General features: G+C 65.0%; 15 protein-coding genes. 8 read left to right on the top strand and 7 right to left on the bottom strand.

The genetic code is table 11. From position 1 onward, the window contains the following. Nucleotides 1-24 precede the first annotated feature (24 nt). Entirely contained in the window at nucleotides 25-378 is a 354-nt protein-coding gene (locus ACFY68_RS09260) for a cupin (protein ID WP_387525926.1), read from the bottom strand. A gap of 117 nt (nucleotides 379-495) precedes the next feature. Between ACFY68_RS09260 and ACFY68_RS09255 the strand changes: the two genes are divergently transcribed. Together ACFY68_RS09255 and ACFY68_RS09250 are read left to right on the top strand one after the other, a co-directional pair. Then, nucleotides 496-1,395: a LysR family transcriptional regulator gene (locus ACFY68_RS09255; RefSeq protein WP_387525923.1), complete on the top strand. Its 900-nt coding sequence runs from the start codon at nucleotides 496-498 to the stop codon at nucleotides 1,393-1,395. 114 nt (nucleotides 1,396-1,509) lie between these two features. Next, complete coding sequence (locus ACFY68_RS09250; RefSeq protein ID WP_387525920.1) at nucleotides 1,510-2,712, top strand: MFS transporter; 1,203 nt, start codon at nucleotides 1,510-1,512, stop codon at nucleotides 2,710-2,712. Here the strand turns inward: ACFY68_RS09250 and ACFY68_RS09245 are convergent. After that, nucleotides 2,709-3,320 (bottom strand): LysE family translocator, encoded by a 612-nt coding sequence (locus ACFY68_RS09245; RefSeq protein WP_387525917.1) that lies wholly within the window; start codon nucleotides 3,318-3,320, stop codon nucleotides 2,709-2,711. The genes ACFY68_RS09250 and ACFY68_RS09245 overlap by 4 nt on opposite strands. A gap of 106 nt (nucleotides 3,321-3,426) precedes the next feature. Here ACFY68_RS09245 and ACFY68_RS09240 point away from each other — a divergent pair, with 106 nt between their 5' ends. Further along, nucleotides 3,427-4,422, top strand: a complete 996-nt coding sequence (locus ACFY68_RS09240) for a GlxA family transcriptional regulator (RefSeq protein WP_387525914.1) — start codon at nucleotides 3,427-3,429, stop codon at nucleotides 4,420-4,422. Here the strand turns inward: ACFY68_RS09240 and ACFY68_RS09235 are convergent. The 4 genes from ACFY68_RS09235 to ACFY68_RS09220 all read right to left on the bottom strand — a co-directional run bounded on the left by ACFY68_RS09235 (nucleotide 4,389) and on the right by ACFY68_RS09220 (nucleotide 8,036). Next, the gene (locus ACFY68_RS09235) at nucleotides 4,389-5,240 is read right to left on the bottom strand and encodes a CAP domain-containing protein (RefSeq protein WP_346615838.1); all 852 of its coding nucleotides are present in this window, start codon (nucleotides 5,238-5,240) and stop codon (nucleotides 4,389-4,391) included. The genes ACFY68_RS09240 and ACFY68_RS09235 overlap by 34 nt on opposite strands. Before the next feature lie 241 nt (nucleotides 5,241-5,481). Next, the gene (locus ACFY68_RS09230; protein WP_387525910.1) at nucleotides 5,482-6,093 is read right to left on the bottom strand and encodes a cell wall hydrolase; all 612 of its coding nucleotides are present in this window, start codon (nucleotides 6,091-6,093) and stop codon (nucleotides 5,482-5,484) included. Between the two features lie 48 nt (nucleotides 6,094-6,141). Next, nucleotides 6,142-7,059, bottom strand: coding sequence for an AEC family transporter (locus ACFY68_RS09225; protein ID WP_387525907.1), 918 nt, complete (start codon nucleotides 7,057-7,059; stop codon nucleotides 6,142-6,144). A gap of 113 nt (nucleotides 7,060-7,172) precedes the next feature. Next, nucleotides 7,173-8,036, bottom strand: coding sequence for a LysR family transcriptional regulator (locus tag ACFY68_RS09220; protein WP_387525904.1), 864 nt, complete (start codon nucleotides 8,034-8,036; stop codon nucleotides 7,173-7,175). A 121-nt stretch (nucleotides 8,037-8,157) separates the two neighbouring features. Here ACFY68_RS09220 and sodC point away from each other — a divergent pair, with 121 nt between their 5' ends. Beyond that, a complete protein-coding gene (gene sodC, locus ACFY68_RS09215; RefSeq protein ID WP_387525901.1) occupies nucleotides 8,158-8,673 on the top strand; it encodes a superoxide dismutase [Cu-Zn] SodC in 516 nt (171 codons plus the stop codon). 65 nt (nucleotides 8,674-8,738) lie between these two features. Here the strand turns inward: sodC and ACFY68_RS09210 are convergent, their stop codons facing one another. Continuing rightward, entirely contained in the window at nucleotides 8,739-9,785 is a 1,047-nt protein-coding gene (locus ACFY68_RS09210; protein ID WP_387525898.1) for a LacI family DNA-binding transcriptional regulator, read from the bottom strand. Between the two features lie 259 nt (nucleotides 9,786-10,044). On the opposite strand from ACFY68_RS09210, the gene ACFY68_RS09205 reads away from it, so the two are divergent. The 4 genes from ACFY68_RS09205 to ACFY68_RS09190 all read left to right on the top strand — a co-directional run bounded on the left by ACFY68_RS09205 (nucleotide 10,045) and on the right by ACFY68_RS09190 (nucleotide 15,636). Further along, on the top strand, nucleotides 10,045-12,258 hold the full coding sequence (locus ACFY68_RS09205) for a TonB-dependent receptor (RefSeq protein ID WP_387525895.1): 2,214 nt from the start codon (nucleotides 10,045-10,047) through the stop codon (nucleotides 12,256-12,258). Nucleotides 12,259-12,328: 70 nt separating this feature from the next. After that, nucleotides 12,329-13,663, top strand: coding sequence for an LLM class flavin-dependent oxidoreductase (locus ACFY68_RS09200; protein ID WP_387525892.1), 1,335 nt, complete (start codon nucleotides 12,329-12,331; stop codon nucleotides 13,661-13,663). Beyond that, entirely contained in the window at nucleotides 13,660-14,703 is a 1,044-nt protein-coding gene (gene mgrA / locus ACFY68_RS09195; protein ID WP_387525889.1) for an L-glyceraldehyde 3-phosphate reductase, read from the top strand. Before ACFY68_RS09200 ends, mgrA begins: the two co-directional genes overlap by 4 nt. A gap of 3 nt (nucleotides 14,704-14,706) precedes the next feature. Then, on the top strand, nucleotides 14,707-15,636 hold the full coding sequence (locus tag ACFY68_RS09190) for a sulfonate ABC transporter substrate-binding protein (RefSeq protein ID WP_387525886.1): 930 nt from the start codon (nucleotides 14,707-14,709) through the stop codon (nucleotides 15,634-15,636). Nucleotides 15,637-15,742 lie beyond the last annotated feature (106 nt).

The following is a 15,742-nucleotide window of genomic DNA, read 5'->3' as shown; positions in this document are numbered from 1 at the left end:
AAAGGGTTGTTTGGAGGGGTCAGGTCAGCTGGCTGGCCAGGGCGCTGCGCTGCTGTAGAACACGGCGAGCCAGACAGTGTGGGTGCCGGGGGCGGTCCACTCGACGCGATGGCGGCAATGGGCGGGGATGTCGAGGCAATCACCCGGCGCCAGCAGCCGGGTGTGCGCTTCATGTTCCAGGCGCAGCCCGGCACCGCCGCTCAGCAGTACGATCCATTCGCCTTCGGGCTGGTCGTACCAGAAGCCTGGCGGGCTGCACTGGCCGCTGGAAACGATGCGTTCGATGCGCAGCCCAGGGCGTTGCAGCAGGTCATCGACCCACTCGGGCGCGGCAGGGTCGCAGGGGGGAAGGGGGGTCAGCACGTTGGCGGGTTGCATAGGAATACTCACTCTATGGGAGGTAATTCACTATGGACCGTATTGAAAGGCGGCGCGCTTCTTGACCGCCCATCCAGGATGTAGGACTTTTCTGAGACTTCAAGCAAAAGGAATCATATGGACAAGCTGCTGGCGATGAAGATGTTCACCGCGACCGTCGACGCCCAAGGCTTTTCCGCCGCAGCGCGCACGCTTGGGGTGGCCACTTCGTCGGTGACCCGCCTGGTCGATGCACTGGAGTCGGCGCTCGGTACCACATTGCTCAACCGCTCCACGCGCCAGGTCACCCTGACTGAGGCCGGCGCCCGATATTACGCCCGGGCACGGGACATCTTCGCAGCGTTGGAAGAGGCCGACGCCAGTGTCGCCGACCGTGGCAATGAGCCTGTCGGTGTACTGCGCCTGTGCCTGCCGGTGGAGTTCGGCCGGCGCGTGATAGCGCCGCACCTCGGGCCGTTTCTGGCGCGCCATCCTGCGCTGGAGCTGGACATCGACATGAGCGACCGTCTCGACGACCTGCTGGACGGCCGCTACGACCTGTCGATTCGCCTCGGCGACCCTTCGCCGAACGACGAACTGGTGTGCCGGCAGCTCGGCCGCTTCGAGCGTTGGTTGGTGGCCAGCCCTGAATACCTGGCTGGGCGCGAAGCGTTGCAGCACCCCGGGCAATTGCTGGAGCACGCCTGCCTGCGCTTTCGCTACGGGCAGAAGGCGCGGCCCTGGTGGTTGCAGCGCGGCGACCAGGCCCTGGAACTGGACGTGAGCGGCCCGCTGCGCAGTGCCAACGCCGACCTGCTGCGTGAAGCAGCATTGGCGGGCAGCGGCATCGCGCTGCTGGCCGACTGGCTGGTCCGCGAGGACGTGCTTGCTGGCCGCTTGCAGCGGCTGTTCAGCGATTGGCGGATCAGCCCTGGGGCCGCCAACGACAGCATCAATGCCTTGTACTTACCCAACCATCGCGGGTCACGGCGCGTTCAGGCCTTCATCACGTTCTGCGAAGGCCTGATAGCGCCTTGAGCTGCTGGCGTTGCGCCGGGCGCAAAGGCTCGTTGCGCCGCGCCTGGATTCCCTTGCCAGCACGGCCCCGCTAATGTGCCCGGCATATTCCACCCCAATGCCGAGGAATCTCGCATGAACCCCTCTCTTGCCGCCACCCAGGCCACAGCGCCGGGCCTGAGCCGCGCCCTGGTTACGCTGCTGGCGTTCTGCTGCGGCGCGATCGTCGCCAATATCTACTATGCCCAACCTATCGTCGGGCTGATTGCCCCGGACCTTGGCTTGTCCAGCGAGCGGGCCAGCCTGATCGTCTCACTGACCCAATTGGGCTATGCACTGGGCCTGTTGTTGCTGGTGCCGTTGGCCGACCTGGTTGAAAACCGCCGCTTGATGATCGTCACCGCAGTACTTGCTTGCGTGAGCCTGCTGTTGGCAGGCACGAGCGGCCAGGGTCAGGGGCAGTTGTTTCTCGGCTACGCCTTGCTGATCGGCTTCAGTTCGGTGGCGGTGCAGATGCTTATCCCGCTGGCTGCGCACCTGGCGCCGGAGCAACAGCGCGGCCGGGTGGTGGGCAACATCATGGGTGGCCTGCTGCTGGGCATCCTGCTGGCGCGGCCGCTGTCGAGCCTGGTGGCTGACCATTTCGGCTGGCGCACGGTGTTCATCGGTGCGGCGGGCCTGATGCTGGCGATCATCCTGCTGTTGGCGTTGACCCTGCCGCGGCGAGTTCCCGACCACAAGGCCAGCTATGCCCAGCTGATGGTGTCGTTGATCGCCCTGTTGCGCCAGCACGCTGTGCTGCGCCAGCGCTCACTGTACCAGGCGTTGATGTTCGCGGCCTTCAGCCTCTACTGGACGGCAGTACCACTGGCCCTGGCGTCGGAGCACGGCCTGTCGCAAAGCCAGATCGCGTTGTTTGCCCTTGTGGGCGCGGTCGGCGCCGTCGCAGCGCCGATGGCGGGCCGCCTGGCCGATGCCGGGCATGCCCGCGCCGCTTCACTGTTGGCCCTGATCCTGGCGCCCGCGGCGCTGCTGCTGGGGTTGACCACCCCGGGGTATAGCGTGGTCGGCCTGGGACTCACCGGCGTATTGTTGGATTTTGCCGTGCAGATGAACATGGTGATCGGCCAGCGCGAGGTCTATGCGCTGGACCCAGCCAGCCGCGGGCGGCTCAATGCCCTGTACATGACCAGCATCTTCCTCGGCGGGGCAGTGGGCTCGGCAGTGGCCAGTGCGCTGTTTACCTATTATGGCTGGCAGGGCGTGGCAGTGCTGGGCGCCGCCTTGCCTGGCCTGGCGCTGCTGGTGTTCCTGCTGGCTTCGCGGCGCAAACCCTAGCGCCCGAGCGGCAATGCCACGCCAATCAACGCAAACAAGCCCCCGCAGCACCGATTGAAACCTCTACCGCCCTTGGCCAGCCAAGGCTTGATACGGAACGCCAACCGCGCCAGCAGGTATTCGACCACGAATTCCACGCTGGCGAAGGTCGCTGCCATGATCACGAACTGCACGAACAACCCCCGCTGCGGGTCGATGAACTGTGGCAGGAACGCCCCATAAAACAACAGCACCTTGGGGTTGGCCATGGCCGACAGTAACCCTTGGCGGAACATCCCGGCATTGCTCAGCCGTGCAACCCGCGTATTCACGTCCAGCTGCAGCGCCGGGCTGCGCCACAGCTGGATGCCCAGCCACAGCAGATACGCGCCGCCCACCCACTTCAGCACGGTCAGTACAGACGCCGATGCCTGCAGCAGGGCAGTGAGGCCGAACATGGCCAAAGCGATCAATGCGCTGAAGCCGAACACCCCGCCAATGATGGTGAACAAGGTGCGACGCGCGCCATACAGCGCGCCGTGGGTCAGGGCCAGCAGGCTGTTCGGGCCGGGGGTCAGTGATAGGCCGATGCTCGCCAGCAGGTAGAGAAGCCAGGTGTCCAGAGCCATGTCAGTGCCTTGCTGTAGTCAGTGATCAAGGGCGCAGTTTAAGCGACCACACCGAACAAGCAGGGTATTATCCGGACATCTGATGGTTGTTTCTGGACATTCTTGCATGCCCCCCGATATTCGCCTGTTGATCCTGCCATTGCCGGACTTCGCCTTGCTGCCGTTCGGTGCGTTTCTTGACAAGCTGCGCTTCAGTGCCGACGACGAAGACTACAGCCGCCAACGCTATTGCAGCTGGACACTGGCCGGGCTCACCCGCGAGCCCGTGGTGTCGAGCAGCGGCGCGGTGATGCAGGTGGAAGCGATTGCCGAGCAGCTCGCGTTGGCCGACTACGACTACCTGGTGCTGTTCGGCAGCCGCAATGCCGCGGCCACTGCCGGCCTCGCGCCACGCTATAAAAGCCTGCTCAAGCGCGCCGCCAAGGCGGGCGTCAAGCTCGTGGCCATCGACAACGCGGCTTTTCTGCTGGCGGCCTGTGGCTTGCTGGACGGCTACAAAGTGGTTGTGCATTGGCGGCATGAAGCTGAGTTTCGCGCCTCATTTCCCCAGCTGCAGTTGCTGCACGAGCAGCTGTACTGCATCGACGGTGCACGTATTACCTGTGCCGGCGGTACCGCGGCCATCGACCTCGCGGTAGCCCTGCTGGCGGCCGCCTGCGGGCGGGCGCGCGCGCTCAAAGGCCTGGCCGACATGCTGGTGGATGAGTCCCGCGATAGCCGCCACGCCTTGCGATCACTGGACGCCGAGGCGGCGCATGGGCGCCAGGTACAACGTGCATTGGCGTTGATGCGCCATCATTTAGGGGAGCGTTTGACTATCGAACAACTGGCCGCGGAACTGGCGATCAGCCGACGGCAACTGGACCGGCAGTTCCAGGCCAGCCACGGCATGAGCGCCAAGGCCTGGTGGTTGGAAATGCGCCTGCAGCAGGCCCGTTGGCGCCTGCTCAATTCCAGCCACAGCCTTGCGCAAATCGCCGACGAGGTGGGGTTGGGCGATGCAAGCTACCTGGGCCGGTGCGTGCGCCGGCGGTTTGGCTGCACGGCGCTGGCGCTACGGCGTGATGGTCACTGCGGGGTACCGAACAACCCCGTCCAGTAGATGCCCGCATCGCTCTTCGGGTCCACCGCATAAGCAGCACCGACCTCACGGAAGTCCGGGTTCATCAACGTGGCGCAATGCCCGGGGCTGGCCAGCCAGCCATCGACCACTTTCTGCGCGGTGTCGCGCCCGGCGGCGATATTCTCGCCAATCTGTTGGTACAGGTAGCCCGCCAGCTCCGCACGGTCGCCCGGCGTGCGCCCGTCGCGGTCGATGTGGTCGAAGAAGTTCTGGTTGGCCATGGCCCGCGTATGGTTGGCCGCGACCCCCGCCAGGGCAGTGCTCCAGCTAAGCGCAGGGGCTGCGGCGAACGGCTGGCCACCGCATTGGCGCGGGGCCTTGCGTGCAACGTTGATCGCCTGCATCAGCTTCTGCCCCTCGGCCTGCCAGTCGCCGAGGCGCCCGCTAAGCAGGGGGCGCGCCAGCACCACGCGCCAGTCGCGGCCCTCCTGGCTGACGCCAATGTCGACGAATTGCGGGTCGAGCACCACCTGGCAGAAGCTTTCTTCGATGGCGTGCATGGCGGCGCGGGCATCGCGCGGGCCGGACAGGCTGATGGCCTGCACGTTGACCATCGGGTAGGCGGCACGGGTCATGGCCTGCTGCAGGTCGCGGGTGCCTTCTGGCGACAGCGCCAGGCGGGTATCGCTGTTGAGCGGTGGCAGCTCCAGCGATGCTTCGCCGCCGCAAGGCTGAGCCTGGCTGCGGTAGGCATTGATCGAATCGATCAGTTGCGCCTCTTCGCCGGTGGCCGCCAGGCTTGAAGTCGAAACGACCAGGCCCAGCGACAAGGCGGCAACGGATGACAGGACGCGCATGTGGATCTCCCTGTGACTGGCAGCGTCTTGGTATGCGCTGCTCATCCTACACAAGCCCAAGGCTTTTGGCCCGGTGTCGTGCAAAGCAATGAAAACGCCAGCAAAGGCTTGAAGGTGGCAAAAGAGGGAGTAGACCACTGTGGGCCTGAAAAGTGCGACGGTTTGGTAATCATTCGTAACTGTGCCGAGAAAGCAGTGGTCGCCAGGCTCAGGGCGACCACTGCCTGGTGAACGGCTCGGGTCAGCGCGCCAGTGCCTGGTTCGGCTTGTAGAAGAGGAAGTGTCGAGTCTCGGCGGTCCTGCGGTAGGCCTTGGCCCAGTCCGGGCGCACTCTGCGGTCATGGAAATACAGTGCGCCACCGGTGCTGTCCTTGAGCTGCTGGTTGAGCGCCTTGCGCGCAATCTCTTTGGCGATGTCATAGCGCGGCTTTTCCTCGACTTGGTCGGAGCGCCCGTCACACCACCAGGAAAACTGGCAGGACTTGCTCTCCACACCCTGCTTGACCACACCGCAGATCGAGTCGGGGAAGCCGTCCTTGCCCAATCGGTTGAGCACCACGCTGGCCACTGCGCTCATGTCCTTTTCATCGGCGCCTTTGGCTTCCCAGTAGATGGTGCGTGCCAGGCAAGTGATGCTGTCGTCCATCGGTGCCTGGCCTGCCGGGTCGACCGCCTTGACCTCGACGGGCGTGAGCGTTTCGGCCTTTTTCGGTGGTGGCGCGTCCTCGACCACTTTTTTTTCCAGCACCTCTGCCTTGTCTTCGGCCACTGCGGCCTTGGCAGTGTCGGCGGCATGTGTAGGGCCTGCGAGCAGGGCCGAGGTCAAGCCGATCACCATCCACGAAAGGCGCATGGTCGAGGTTCCGAACTGTGGGTTGCTTGACAGTCTAGCCAAGCGTATTCAATTCAGCGAAAGCATTAACACCAAGGGCAAGGTGACGGCGGCGGCCACCGTCTGCAGGGCGATGATGGTCGCCATCAACGGTGCGTTGCCGCCCATTTGCCGTGCCATCACATAGGACGACGAAGCCGTCGGCAGCGCCTGGAACAGCACCGCCACTACCGCCGCCTGACCGCCCAGGCCAAGCAGGCGGCACAGGCCCCAGGTGGTCAAGGGCATGATCAGGAATTTGAACATCGAGGCGGCCAGCAGCGGCCGCACCTGCCGGCCGATGCTGGCGCCACCCAGCGCGGCGCCGACGCACAGCAGGCCAAGGGGCAGGGCAGCCTGGCCCAATGCTTTGACCGTCGGCCCGATACCTGCCGGCAAGCCCAGGCCAGTGACGCGCAGCAGCAACCCACCGGCACAGCCGACGATCAGCGGGTTGGCGAAGATCGCCCGCAGCACCGTGGCCGGGGAGCTATGGCGTGCACTGAAACGAGCGAACACCAGCACACACAGCAGGTTCACCAACGGCACGATGGCGGCATTGGCCACCGCCGCCAGTGCAATGCCGGCACTGCCGTAGATACCCGCAGCCAACGTGGCGCCGATGTAATTGTTGAAACGCACGCCGCCTTGGAACACCGACGTGAAGTCCGCACCGTCGTGGTTCACCGCGCCCTGATAGAGCACCAGCAGCGCAGCGCCGAGCACGGTCGAGAGCATCAGCACGCCGACCATGCCCAGCACCGGCACGCCATCGAGGTTGGCGGTGGCCAGGCCGTGGAGAAACAGCGAGGGCAGCAGCACGTAGTAGCTCAGGCGCTCCGCGCCCGGCCAGAAATTCTCCCCGAGAAAACCACGCACGCGCAGCAGGGTACCCAGGGCGATCAACAGAACGATGGGCAGCAAGGTGGTCAGCAGCAACTGGAGCATGGGTGACGGTCCGTGGTCGGGTACCGGCACAGCGTAGCTTGGCTGACTGATTGGTAAAAACGCTGATTTCTGCAGTGACTGTTGAGAAAAACTGCAGGATTATCGCAGCCCGATCAAGCTTCCAGTGCGGTCTTCAACACTGCACTCAGATGCCGTCGCTGGCTTTTCTCATGCTCCAGCAACACCACCCGCCGTTTCAGCTGCGGTTCGCCAAACGGCAGGCAGGTGGCCGCCGGCAAGCGCTGCAGGTCTTCGTCCGACATGGGGATGATCGCAACCCCCAGGCCCATCACCGCCATGTGCGCCAGCGCTTCCTGGCTGTCGAGCTCCATCTGTTCGCTGACCTGCAGGTGCTGGCGGCGCAGTTCCTGTTCGATCTGCCGGCCAGCCCAGGCGCGCTTGTCGAAGCGCAGAAACGGCTGGCTGGCCAACAGCTGCGGCAGGCTCTGGCCAGCGAGCTCGGGGCTGGCAATGGCCCAGAAGCGGTCCTCGAACAAGGGGGTGAAGTCCAGGCTCTGCGGGTAGGGGCTGACTGGCTCGGTGGTGATGGCAGCATCCAGGTCGCCGTCCTCTATGCGCCGCGCCAGTTCCGCCGACATGCCCGACGCCACGCTGATGTGCAGGTCAGGGTGATGTGCCTTGATCCACACCAGCGCTTTGGGCAGGCGCCGGGCCAATACCGTATGGATCGCGCCCAGGCGCAGCCGGCCGCGCAGGCTTGGGCCGCTGGCCAGGGCATCGGCCAGTTCGTCGTAGGCCGCCAGGATGGTTTCGGCCCGCGCGACGGCCAGCTGCCCAGCCTCGGTCAGCACCACCTGCCGGCGGCTGCGGTCGAACAATGCCACCTGCAGCTCATCCTCCAGCGTCTTGATGTGCAAACTCACCGCCGAGGGCGTGAGGCTGAGCAGGTCGGCGGCACGCGCGAAGGTGCCATGGCGAGCGATGGTCACGAGGGTACGCAAGGCTTTGAGGGACACGCGGACAGGCTCCGGAAGGAAGTATTTCATTCTGTGGCCGGATGGAATGCCTGGCAACCTGCGCAGTCCCACCTGTTATGTGGGTACGACACCCGCGCATCCCAAGCCATGGAGACACGACATGAAAGCAGTGCTATTCACCGCGTTACTGGCCACCGCCGGCCTCGCTCAGGCCGCGCAGACGGTTGAGCTCAAGCTGGCTGGGCCCGATGGCCCCGGCAAAGTGATCGGCACCATCAGCATCGAACAGAACAAATATGGCACCGTGCTCACGCCGGACCTCAAGGACCTGCCGCCAGGTGTGCATGGCTTTCACCTGCACCAGAACCCCTCGTGTGCACCGGCCGACGAGAACGGCAAGCCCGTGCCGGCAGGCGCAGCGGGCGGCCATTGGGACCCGGACAAGACCAATGCGCACAAGGGCCCTTACGACGACAGCGGCCACCGCGGTGACCTGCCAGCGCTGTATGTCGGCGCTGACGGCAAGGCCACTTACCCGGTATTGGCGCCACGCCTGAAGGCGGCTGATTTCAAAGGGCATGCGCTGATGGTGCATGCCGGGGGTGATAACCACAGCGATCACCCCGAGAAACTCGGTGGCGGTGGTGCACGGTTTGCCTGCGGGGTCATTGAGTAACAACAGCGCCGGTGGGCTGGCTGCACATCCCGCGGCCAGCCCACCGTTTACACCTGGCCAGCGCGCTACGCACTTTCACGGCCTATCAGCTCACATTCCAGCAAGTTCAGGCGTTGCACCTCACCCTCATGCGCCACGGCCCCCAGGTGCTGCAGTACCCGCAACGCAGCCAACTCGCCGATCTGCCGCGATGGCGGGCGCAAGGTGGTCAGGCTCGGCAACAGCATTTCGGCAAACGCATAGTCACCAAACCCCACGATTGCCATGTCCTCGGGCAGCCGCAGCCCGGCGCGCTGGCCGGCGAGGAGGGCACCTGCAGCCAGGTTGTCGTTGGCGAAGATGATCGCCTGCGGCCGTGGGCTGCGCCGAATCAATGCCTCCATGGCCTGCTTGCCCGCTTCGAACGGAGCGGTATTGGCAGACGGCACAAACACCCATGGCTCTAGCCCGGCTGCCTTGAGCGTTTCGATGTAACCGTCGCGCCGCTCCAGGGCACTCAGGTCGCCCGCAGCGCTGTTCTGCACGAAGGCGATCCGTCGGTGGCCCTTGTCCAGCAGGTAACGGCAGGCCTGCACACCCACCTGGTGATGCAAAAAACCAACCTGCAAAGGCGACCGCTGCGGGCTGTAGTCCCAGATCTCCACCACCGGCACGTCGGCGTCCGCCAGCATTTTTTCGGTGCCCGGGCTGTGAAAACGGCTGGTGACAACCAGCGCAGCAGGCGACCACCCCAGAAACGCACGCACGGCGCTTTCTTCCTGCGCCTCATCGAAGTAACTGGAAGCCAGGAGCAGCTGATAGCCGTGCTGGCTGAGGGTGTCGCTGAAGGCCTGGATGGTTTGGGCGAAGATCGGTCCGGAGATGTTCGGGATCACCATGCCGACGATTCGCCCGCGGGCCGACGCCAGGCCGCCAGCCACCAGGTTGGGTACATAACCCAATGCTTGCACGGCGGCCTCGATGCGTTCGCGCAGGGGCGTTGACACCTGCTCGGGCTGGTTGAAGTAGCGCGAAACGCTGATGGCCGAAACCTCGGCCGCGCGCGCCACTTCGGCGAGGGTGACGCGGCCGGCGCCACGGCGTTTGCGGGGTGAATCCTTGGCTTGGCTCACAGGCGGATTCCTGGATGAAATGCCGCGATGTTAGCGCTAACGTGCACGCCGCTGGCAAATAGCTTAATGGCATATAAATCTGCTTTTTTAGTATTTGACCTGCTAAGCAGCGGTCCTGATACTTGCTCATGTTAGCGCTAACAAGCGCTGCTGTTGGCAAGCGCCTGCCACTCGCACGAGCGAGACCAGACAACCACAGCAACATCCGTGTCGGCCCGTGCCTGGGCCTGGTCTGGTCTCGATTGGCAGAGTGAGCATCATGCATATAAGCCGTAGCGCCTTCCCCTTTACCCAACGCCACCCTTTGGCTGCCGCCGTGCTGCTGGCCGCCGTCGGCCAATGGGCCCAGGCCGCCGAGACGGTCGAGCAAGCCCCACAGGCCACTTCGCTGGGCGCGGTGACCGTCACCGCCACCCGCCGTGAATCGACCCTGCAGGAAGTGCCGGTGGCGGTGTCGGTGGTCGATGGCGAACAGCTTGAGCGTGACAACCGCAACAACGTTGCCAGCATCGTCCAGCAAGTACCCACCCTCAACTACCGTGCCGGTGCTTCGAACAAGGACACATCGCTGTTCATCCGTGGCGTGGGCACCATCTCCACGTCCCCAGGCGTGGAGCCTACCGTGGCCACGGTGGTGGATGGCGTGGTGTTTGGCCGCCCTGGCCAGTCCACCCTCGACCTGCTCGACCTTGAGCGCATCGAAGTGCTGCGCGGCCCGCAGGGCACGCTGTTCGGCAAGAATGCCTCGGCCGGTGTGTTAAACGTGGTGAGTAAAGCCATCCCCGAGCACACCCAGGGCTACGTTGACTATTCACACTTCGGCGGGGGTGACGAAAACCGCCTGCGCTTTGGCATTGGCGGGCGCCTGACCGAGCAGCTCAAGGGCTCGTTGAGCACCTTGTGGGGCGACTACGACGGCAACGTCGAGAACGTCGCCAATGGCCATGACGTCAACGGCTACGGGCGCAAGGGTGTGCGCGGCAAACTGGAGTTCGAGCCCAGCGAAGCCCTGCGCCTGACCCTGATCGCCGACTACATGAAGGGTGAAGACACCTTGCCCAGCGGCGTGGTCACCCGCGCCAGTACCGGCTTCACCAACCAGCTTCGCCCGGTAACGCCAAGCGCCCACAACCGCGACATCAACAGCGACTTCAAAACCCATGTCGAAGACGAGAACCAGGGCCTGTCGGCCCAGCTCGACTGGCAATTGGGCGATTACACCCTGACGTCGATCAGCGCCTGGCGCGGCTGGGACAACACCCAGTACCAGGACGGCGATCGCCGTGCCTTGCTGCCCGTGACCGCCTCCCACGACAAGGGCACGGTTGATTACGACCAGTACAGCCAAGAGTTTCGCCTGACCTCGCCCAAGGGGCAGTTCAACGAATACGTGCTGGGCGCCTTCTACATGCATGGCACGTCCAACGAAACCTACCAGCGCCTGTCGGTCAATGATGCCGTGGCCAACCGCGGGCGGGCGGATTATTCCACCACCAACGACAGCGTCGCCCTGTTCGGCGAAAACACCTTCAACTTCACCGACGACTTGCGTGCCATCTTCGGCCTGCGCTGGACCCACGACGACCTCGACTATGACCACCGTCGCGTCTCCACATCGGCCACTGCCGTGACCGGCATCCAGCCATCCACGTCCAGCTCCGGCTCGGTGGACGAGGACGGCTGGAGCGGCCGCACCGGCCTGCAGTACGACTTCAACGACAACCTGACCGGCTACGTGACCTATTCGCGCGGCTACAAAGGCCCGGCCTACAACGTGTTCTTCAACATGCAGCCGCGCGACACCGATTCGCTCAAGCCTGAAACTTCCGACGCTTATGAAATCGGCCTCAAGGGCACCGCGCTGGACAACCGCCTGATGGCCAACCTCGCGGTGTTCCACACCGACTACGACGACTACCAGGCCAACTTCTTCGACACCGTCGCCAACCAGGTGGTCACCCGCCTGGTCAACGCCGGCAAGGTCAAGACCCAGGGCGTGGAGCTCGACGCCAGCTTCCAGGCCACCCGCCAGCTCAAGCTGTCGGCGGCGATGGCCTACACCAAGGCCCGGGTCGACCACTTCAACTGCCCGGTTGGCGCGGCGGCCAACTGCAACATTGATGGCGGCCACCTGCCGTTCACCCCGGACTGGAAAACCTACGTGCGGGCCGACTACACCATCCCGCTGGACAACGGCCTGGATATCGAGCTGTCCAGCGACTACAGCTGGCAGGACGAGGTGCAGTTCAGCCTCGATCAGAACCCCGACACCGTGCAGGGCGCCTACGGCATCTGGAACGCCAGCATTGCCCTGGCCGACTACAACGACGGCTGGCGCGTGGCGCTGTTGGGCAAGAACCTCGGTGACAAGTCGTACGCGCAAATGCTGGCCAGTGGCGGGGATTACATCTACCGCTCGGTGCCACGCGACGACGGGCGCTATTTCGGCGTGCAGCTTCGCAAGGATTTCTAAGCGCGTTTTTACCGGTGGGAGCCGGCTTGCCGGCGACGGGCCGCACAGCGGCCCCTGCAAGGAGATCGACATGAATCGTCAAATGAGCCTCGGCGCCTTCCTCATGGCCACCGGGCACCACCTGGCGGCCTGGCGCCACCCGGATGTGCCGGCCGACCCGATGGACTTCGCCAGCTACCGGCGCGCCGCGCAAGTCGCCGAGGCGGCCTGTTTCGATGCGCTGTTCGTTGCCGACAGCGTCGCCGCGCCGACCGATGCCCTGGCCAGCCACAGCGCCCGCTCGGTGTACTTCGAGCCCCTGACCCTGCTGTCGGCACTGAGCGCGGTGACCGAACGCATCGGCCTGATCGCCACGGCCACCACCAGCTATAACGAGCCCTACCACGTGGCGCGCAAGTACGCTTCGCTGGACCATCTTTCCGGCGGGCGTGCCGGCTGGAACCTGGTCACCTCCGATGCCGCCGCCGAGGCCGGTAACTTCGGCCGCGATGCGCATATACCGCACGCCGAGCGCTATGCCCGGGCCCGCGAGTTCCAGCAGGTGGTGCAGGGCTTGTGGGACAGCTGGGCGGATGACGCTTTTGTGCGCGACAAGGCCAGCGGCCAGTTCCATCGCCCGGACGCGGTACGCACCCTGGACCACGCGGGGGAGCACTTTCGCGTCAAGGGGCCGCTCAACGTTGCCCGTTCACCGCAGGGGCGGCCGGTGCTGGTGCAGGCAGGCTCATCCGAGGCCGGTCGCGAACTGGCCGCCGAAAGCGCCGAAGTGGTATTCACCGCCCAACCCAGCCTGGCCCGCGCCCAGGCCTTCTACAGCGACCTCAAGGGCCGCCTGGCCCGGCATGGGCGTGGCGAAGATTCGCTGAAAATCATGCCCGGCGTGTTTGTCGTGGTGGGGCGCAGTGCTGCCCAAGCGCAGGACAAGTTCCAGCAGTTCCAGGACTTGGTCGATCCCCGTGTCGGCGTCGCTTTGCTTGGGCGCATGCTGGGCAACTTCGACCTGTCCGGCTACCCGCTGGACGGGCCATTGCCCGAGCTGCCGCCGACCCAGGACGGCCAGCGCAGTCGTCAGCAACTGCTGACCGAACTGGCCGGCAATGAACAACTGACCTTGGCTGAACTGGGCCGGCGCATTGCCGGCGGGCGAGGGCATTACAGCCTGGTCGGCACGCCATCGCACATCGCCGACCAACTCCAGGCCTGGTTCGAAGGCCGGGCCGCCGATGGTTTCAACGTGCTGGTGCCGCACCTGCCACAGGGCCTGGAGGACTTCGCCAGCCAAGTAGTCCCCGAACTGCAGCGCCGTGGCCTGTTCCGCCGCCAGTACCAGGGCCGCACCCTGCGCGAGCACCTGGGGCTGGCGCGCCCCGTCAACCCCAACTTTGCCGAGCGAGGCCAACCATGAGCTACATCGCACACCCCGAGCGCTATGCGCGCATGCCTTACCGCCGTGTCGGCCGCAGCGGCCTGGTGCTGCCGGCCCTGTCCCTGGGCCTGTGGCACAACTTCGGCGATGCCACACCCATCGACAACCAGCGCGCCTTGCTGCGCACTGCGTTCGATGCCGGTATCAACCACTTCGACCTGGCCAACAACTATGGCCCACCCTACGGCAGCGCCGAGACCAACTTCGGCCGCCTGCTGCGCGAAGACCTGCGCAGCTACCGCGACGAGCTGATCATCTCCAGCAAGGCGGGCTGGGACATGTGGCCGGGGCCGTACGGGCAGGGCGGCAGTTCGCGCAAATACCTGGTCTCCAGCCTCGACCAGAGCCTGCAGCGCCTGGGCCTGGACTATGTCGACATTTTCTACTCGCACCGCTTCGACGCCGACACGCCGCTTGAAGAGACCGCCATCGCCCTGGCCGATATCGTCCGCCAGGGCAAGGCGCTGTACATCGGCATCTCGTCCTACTCGGCCGGCAAGACCCGCGAGATCGCCGCGCTGCTGGCCGAGCTGAACGTACCGCTGCTGATTCACCAGCCTTCGTACAACCTGTTCAACCGCTGGATCGAGCATGACCTGCTGGACACCACGGCTGAGGTAGGCGCCGGCGTGATCGTGTTCACCGCCCTGGCCCAGGGGTTGCTCAGCGACAAGTACCTCAACGGCATCCCCGCCGATGCGCGGGTGAACCGGGCAGGCGGTGGCTCGTTACTGCCCCAGCACCTGTCCGAGGCCAACATCGCCCGTGCCCGCGCCCTGAACGAAATCGCCCAGCGCCGCGGCCAGAGCCTTGCCCAGTTGGCCCTGGCCTGGACCCTGCGCGATCCACGGGTAAGCTCGGCACTGATCGGCGCCAGCCGGCCCGAGCAGATCATCGAGAACGTCGCCGCACTCGACAACCTGGCGTTCAGCGCCGAGGAGCTGGCCGAGATCGACCAGTACGCCGTGGAAGGTGGGATCAACCTCTGGGAAAAACCCTCGACCGACTGGAAGGAGTGATCAATGCGCCTTGTACGTTTCGCCCTGGTTGCACTGCTGGCCCTGGCCGGCCCGGTGCACGCGGCCGACCCTGCGACCTTGCGCATCGGCTACCAGAAGGGCTCGATCAGCCTGGTGCTGGCCAAGCAGCACCGCCTGCTGGAGCAGCGCTTTGCCAACACGCAGGTCGAGTGGATTGAGTTTCCGGCCGGCCCGCAGATGCTCGAAGCCTTGAACATCGGCAGCCTGGACATAGGCTCCACTGGCGACATCCCGCCGATTTTCGCCCAGGCTGCCGGCGCCGACCTGTTGTATATCGGCGCCGAACCACCGAAGCCGAAAGCCGAGGTGATCCTCGTGCCCAAGGGCAGCCCGGTCAACTCCGTTGCCGAACTCAAGGGCAAGCGCATAGCCCTGCAGAAGGGCTCCAGCGCGCACAACCTGCTGTTGCGCAGCCTGGCCAAGGCCGGCCTGAGCATCCGTGACGTGCAACCGGTGTACCTGGCGCCAGCGGATGCGCGTGCTGCGTTCGAGCGTGGCAGCGTGGACGCCTGGGCGATCTGGGACCCGTTCTATTCGGCTATCGACCTGGAAGGCAAGGCCCGCTTGCTGGCTGATGGCGAAGGGCTGGGCTTGATCGGGCCGTTCATGCTGGGTGCGCGCGGGTATGTCGAGGCCCACGGTGAGTTCGTCAAGCAGGTGCTCGACGAGATCACCCGCGCCGAAGCGCTGACACGCAGCGACGAAGCCGGCAGCATTCAGCTGTTGGCGCAGTTCATGGGCCTGCCGGAAGCGGTGGTGCGGCGCAGCTTCAGCCATCGGCCCGCATCGCCGGTGATTGCGGTGAGTGACGAGATCGTGGCGGCGCAGCAGCGTACCGCCGCGTTGTTTTTCGAGAACCGGTTGTTGCCCAAGCGGGTGGATATTGCCGGTGCGGTCTGGCAGGGGAATTGAGGTAGCCAATACCGGCCCTATCGCCGGCAAGCCGGCTCCCACAGAATGGACTGCCCCCAAGAAGTTGGACACCAATCCAACCCTTGGGGGATCTATGGGTAAGTAC

The sequence above is a fragment of the Pseudomonas sp. NPDC012596 genome (assembly GCF_042902325.1).
GTDB lineage: Bacteria > Pseudomonadota > Gammaproteobacteria > Pseudomonadales > Pseudomonadaceae > Aquipseudomonas.
This window is presented reverse-complemented; position numbering and strand designations above follow the sequence as displayed.

Bases quoted from the DNA above. Each gene is read 5' to 3' on its own strand.
- sodC (WP_387525901.1), top strand. From the start codon at position 8,158: ATGAAAGCAGTGCTATTCACCGCGTTACTGGCCACCGCCGGCCTCGCT.
- ACFY68_RS09205 (WP_387525895.1), top strand. From the start codon at position 10,045: ATGCATATAAGCCGTAGCGCCTTCCCCTTTACCCAACGCCACCCTTTG.
- ACFY68_RS09225 (WP_387525907.1), bottom strand. From the start codon at position 7,059: ATGCTCCAGTTGCTGCTGACCACCTTGCTGCCCATCGTTCTGTTGATC.
- ACFY68_RS09260 (WP_387525926.1), bottom strand. From the start codon at position 378: ATGCAACCCGCCAACGTGCTGACCCCCCTTCCCCCCTGCGACCCTGCC.
- ACFY68_RS09245 (WP_387525917.1), bottom strand. From the start codon at position 3,320: ATGGCTCTGGACACCTGGCTTCTCTACCTGCTGGCGAGCATCGGCCTA.
- mgrA (WP_387525889.1), top strand. From the start codon at position 13,660: ATGAGCTACATCGCACACCCCGAGCGCTATGCGCGCATGCCTTACCGC.
- ACFY68_RS09190 (WP_387525886.1), top strand. From the start codon at position 14,707: ATGCGCCTTGTACGTTTCGCCCTGGTTGCACTGCTGGCCCTGGCCGGC.
- ACFY68_RS09235 (WP_346615838.1), bottom strand. From the start codon at position 5,240: ATGCGCGTCCTGTCATCCGTTGCCGCCTTGTCGCTGGGCCTGGTCGTT.
- ACFY68_RS09240 (WP_387525914.1), top strand. From the start codon at position 3,427: ATGCCCCCCGATATTCGCCTGTTGATCCTGCCATTGCCGGACTTCGCC.
- ACFY68_RS09255 (WP_387525923.1), top strand. From the start codon at position 496: ATGGACAAGCTGCTGGCGATGAAGATGTTCACCGCGACCGTCGACGCC.
- ACFY68_RS09250 (WP_387525920.1), top strand. From the start codon at position 1,510: ATGAACCCCTCTCTTGCCGCCACCCAGGCCACAGCGCCGGGCCTGAGC.
- ACFY68_RS09230 (WP_387525910.1), bottom strand. From the start codon at position 6,093: ATGCGCCTTTCGTGGATGGTGATCGGCTTGACCTCGGCCCTGCTCGCA.
- ACFY68_RS09200 (WP_387525892.1), top strand. From the start codon at position 12,329: ATGAATCGTCAAATGAGCCTCGGCGCCTTCCTCATGGCCACCGGGCAC.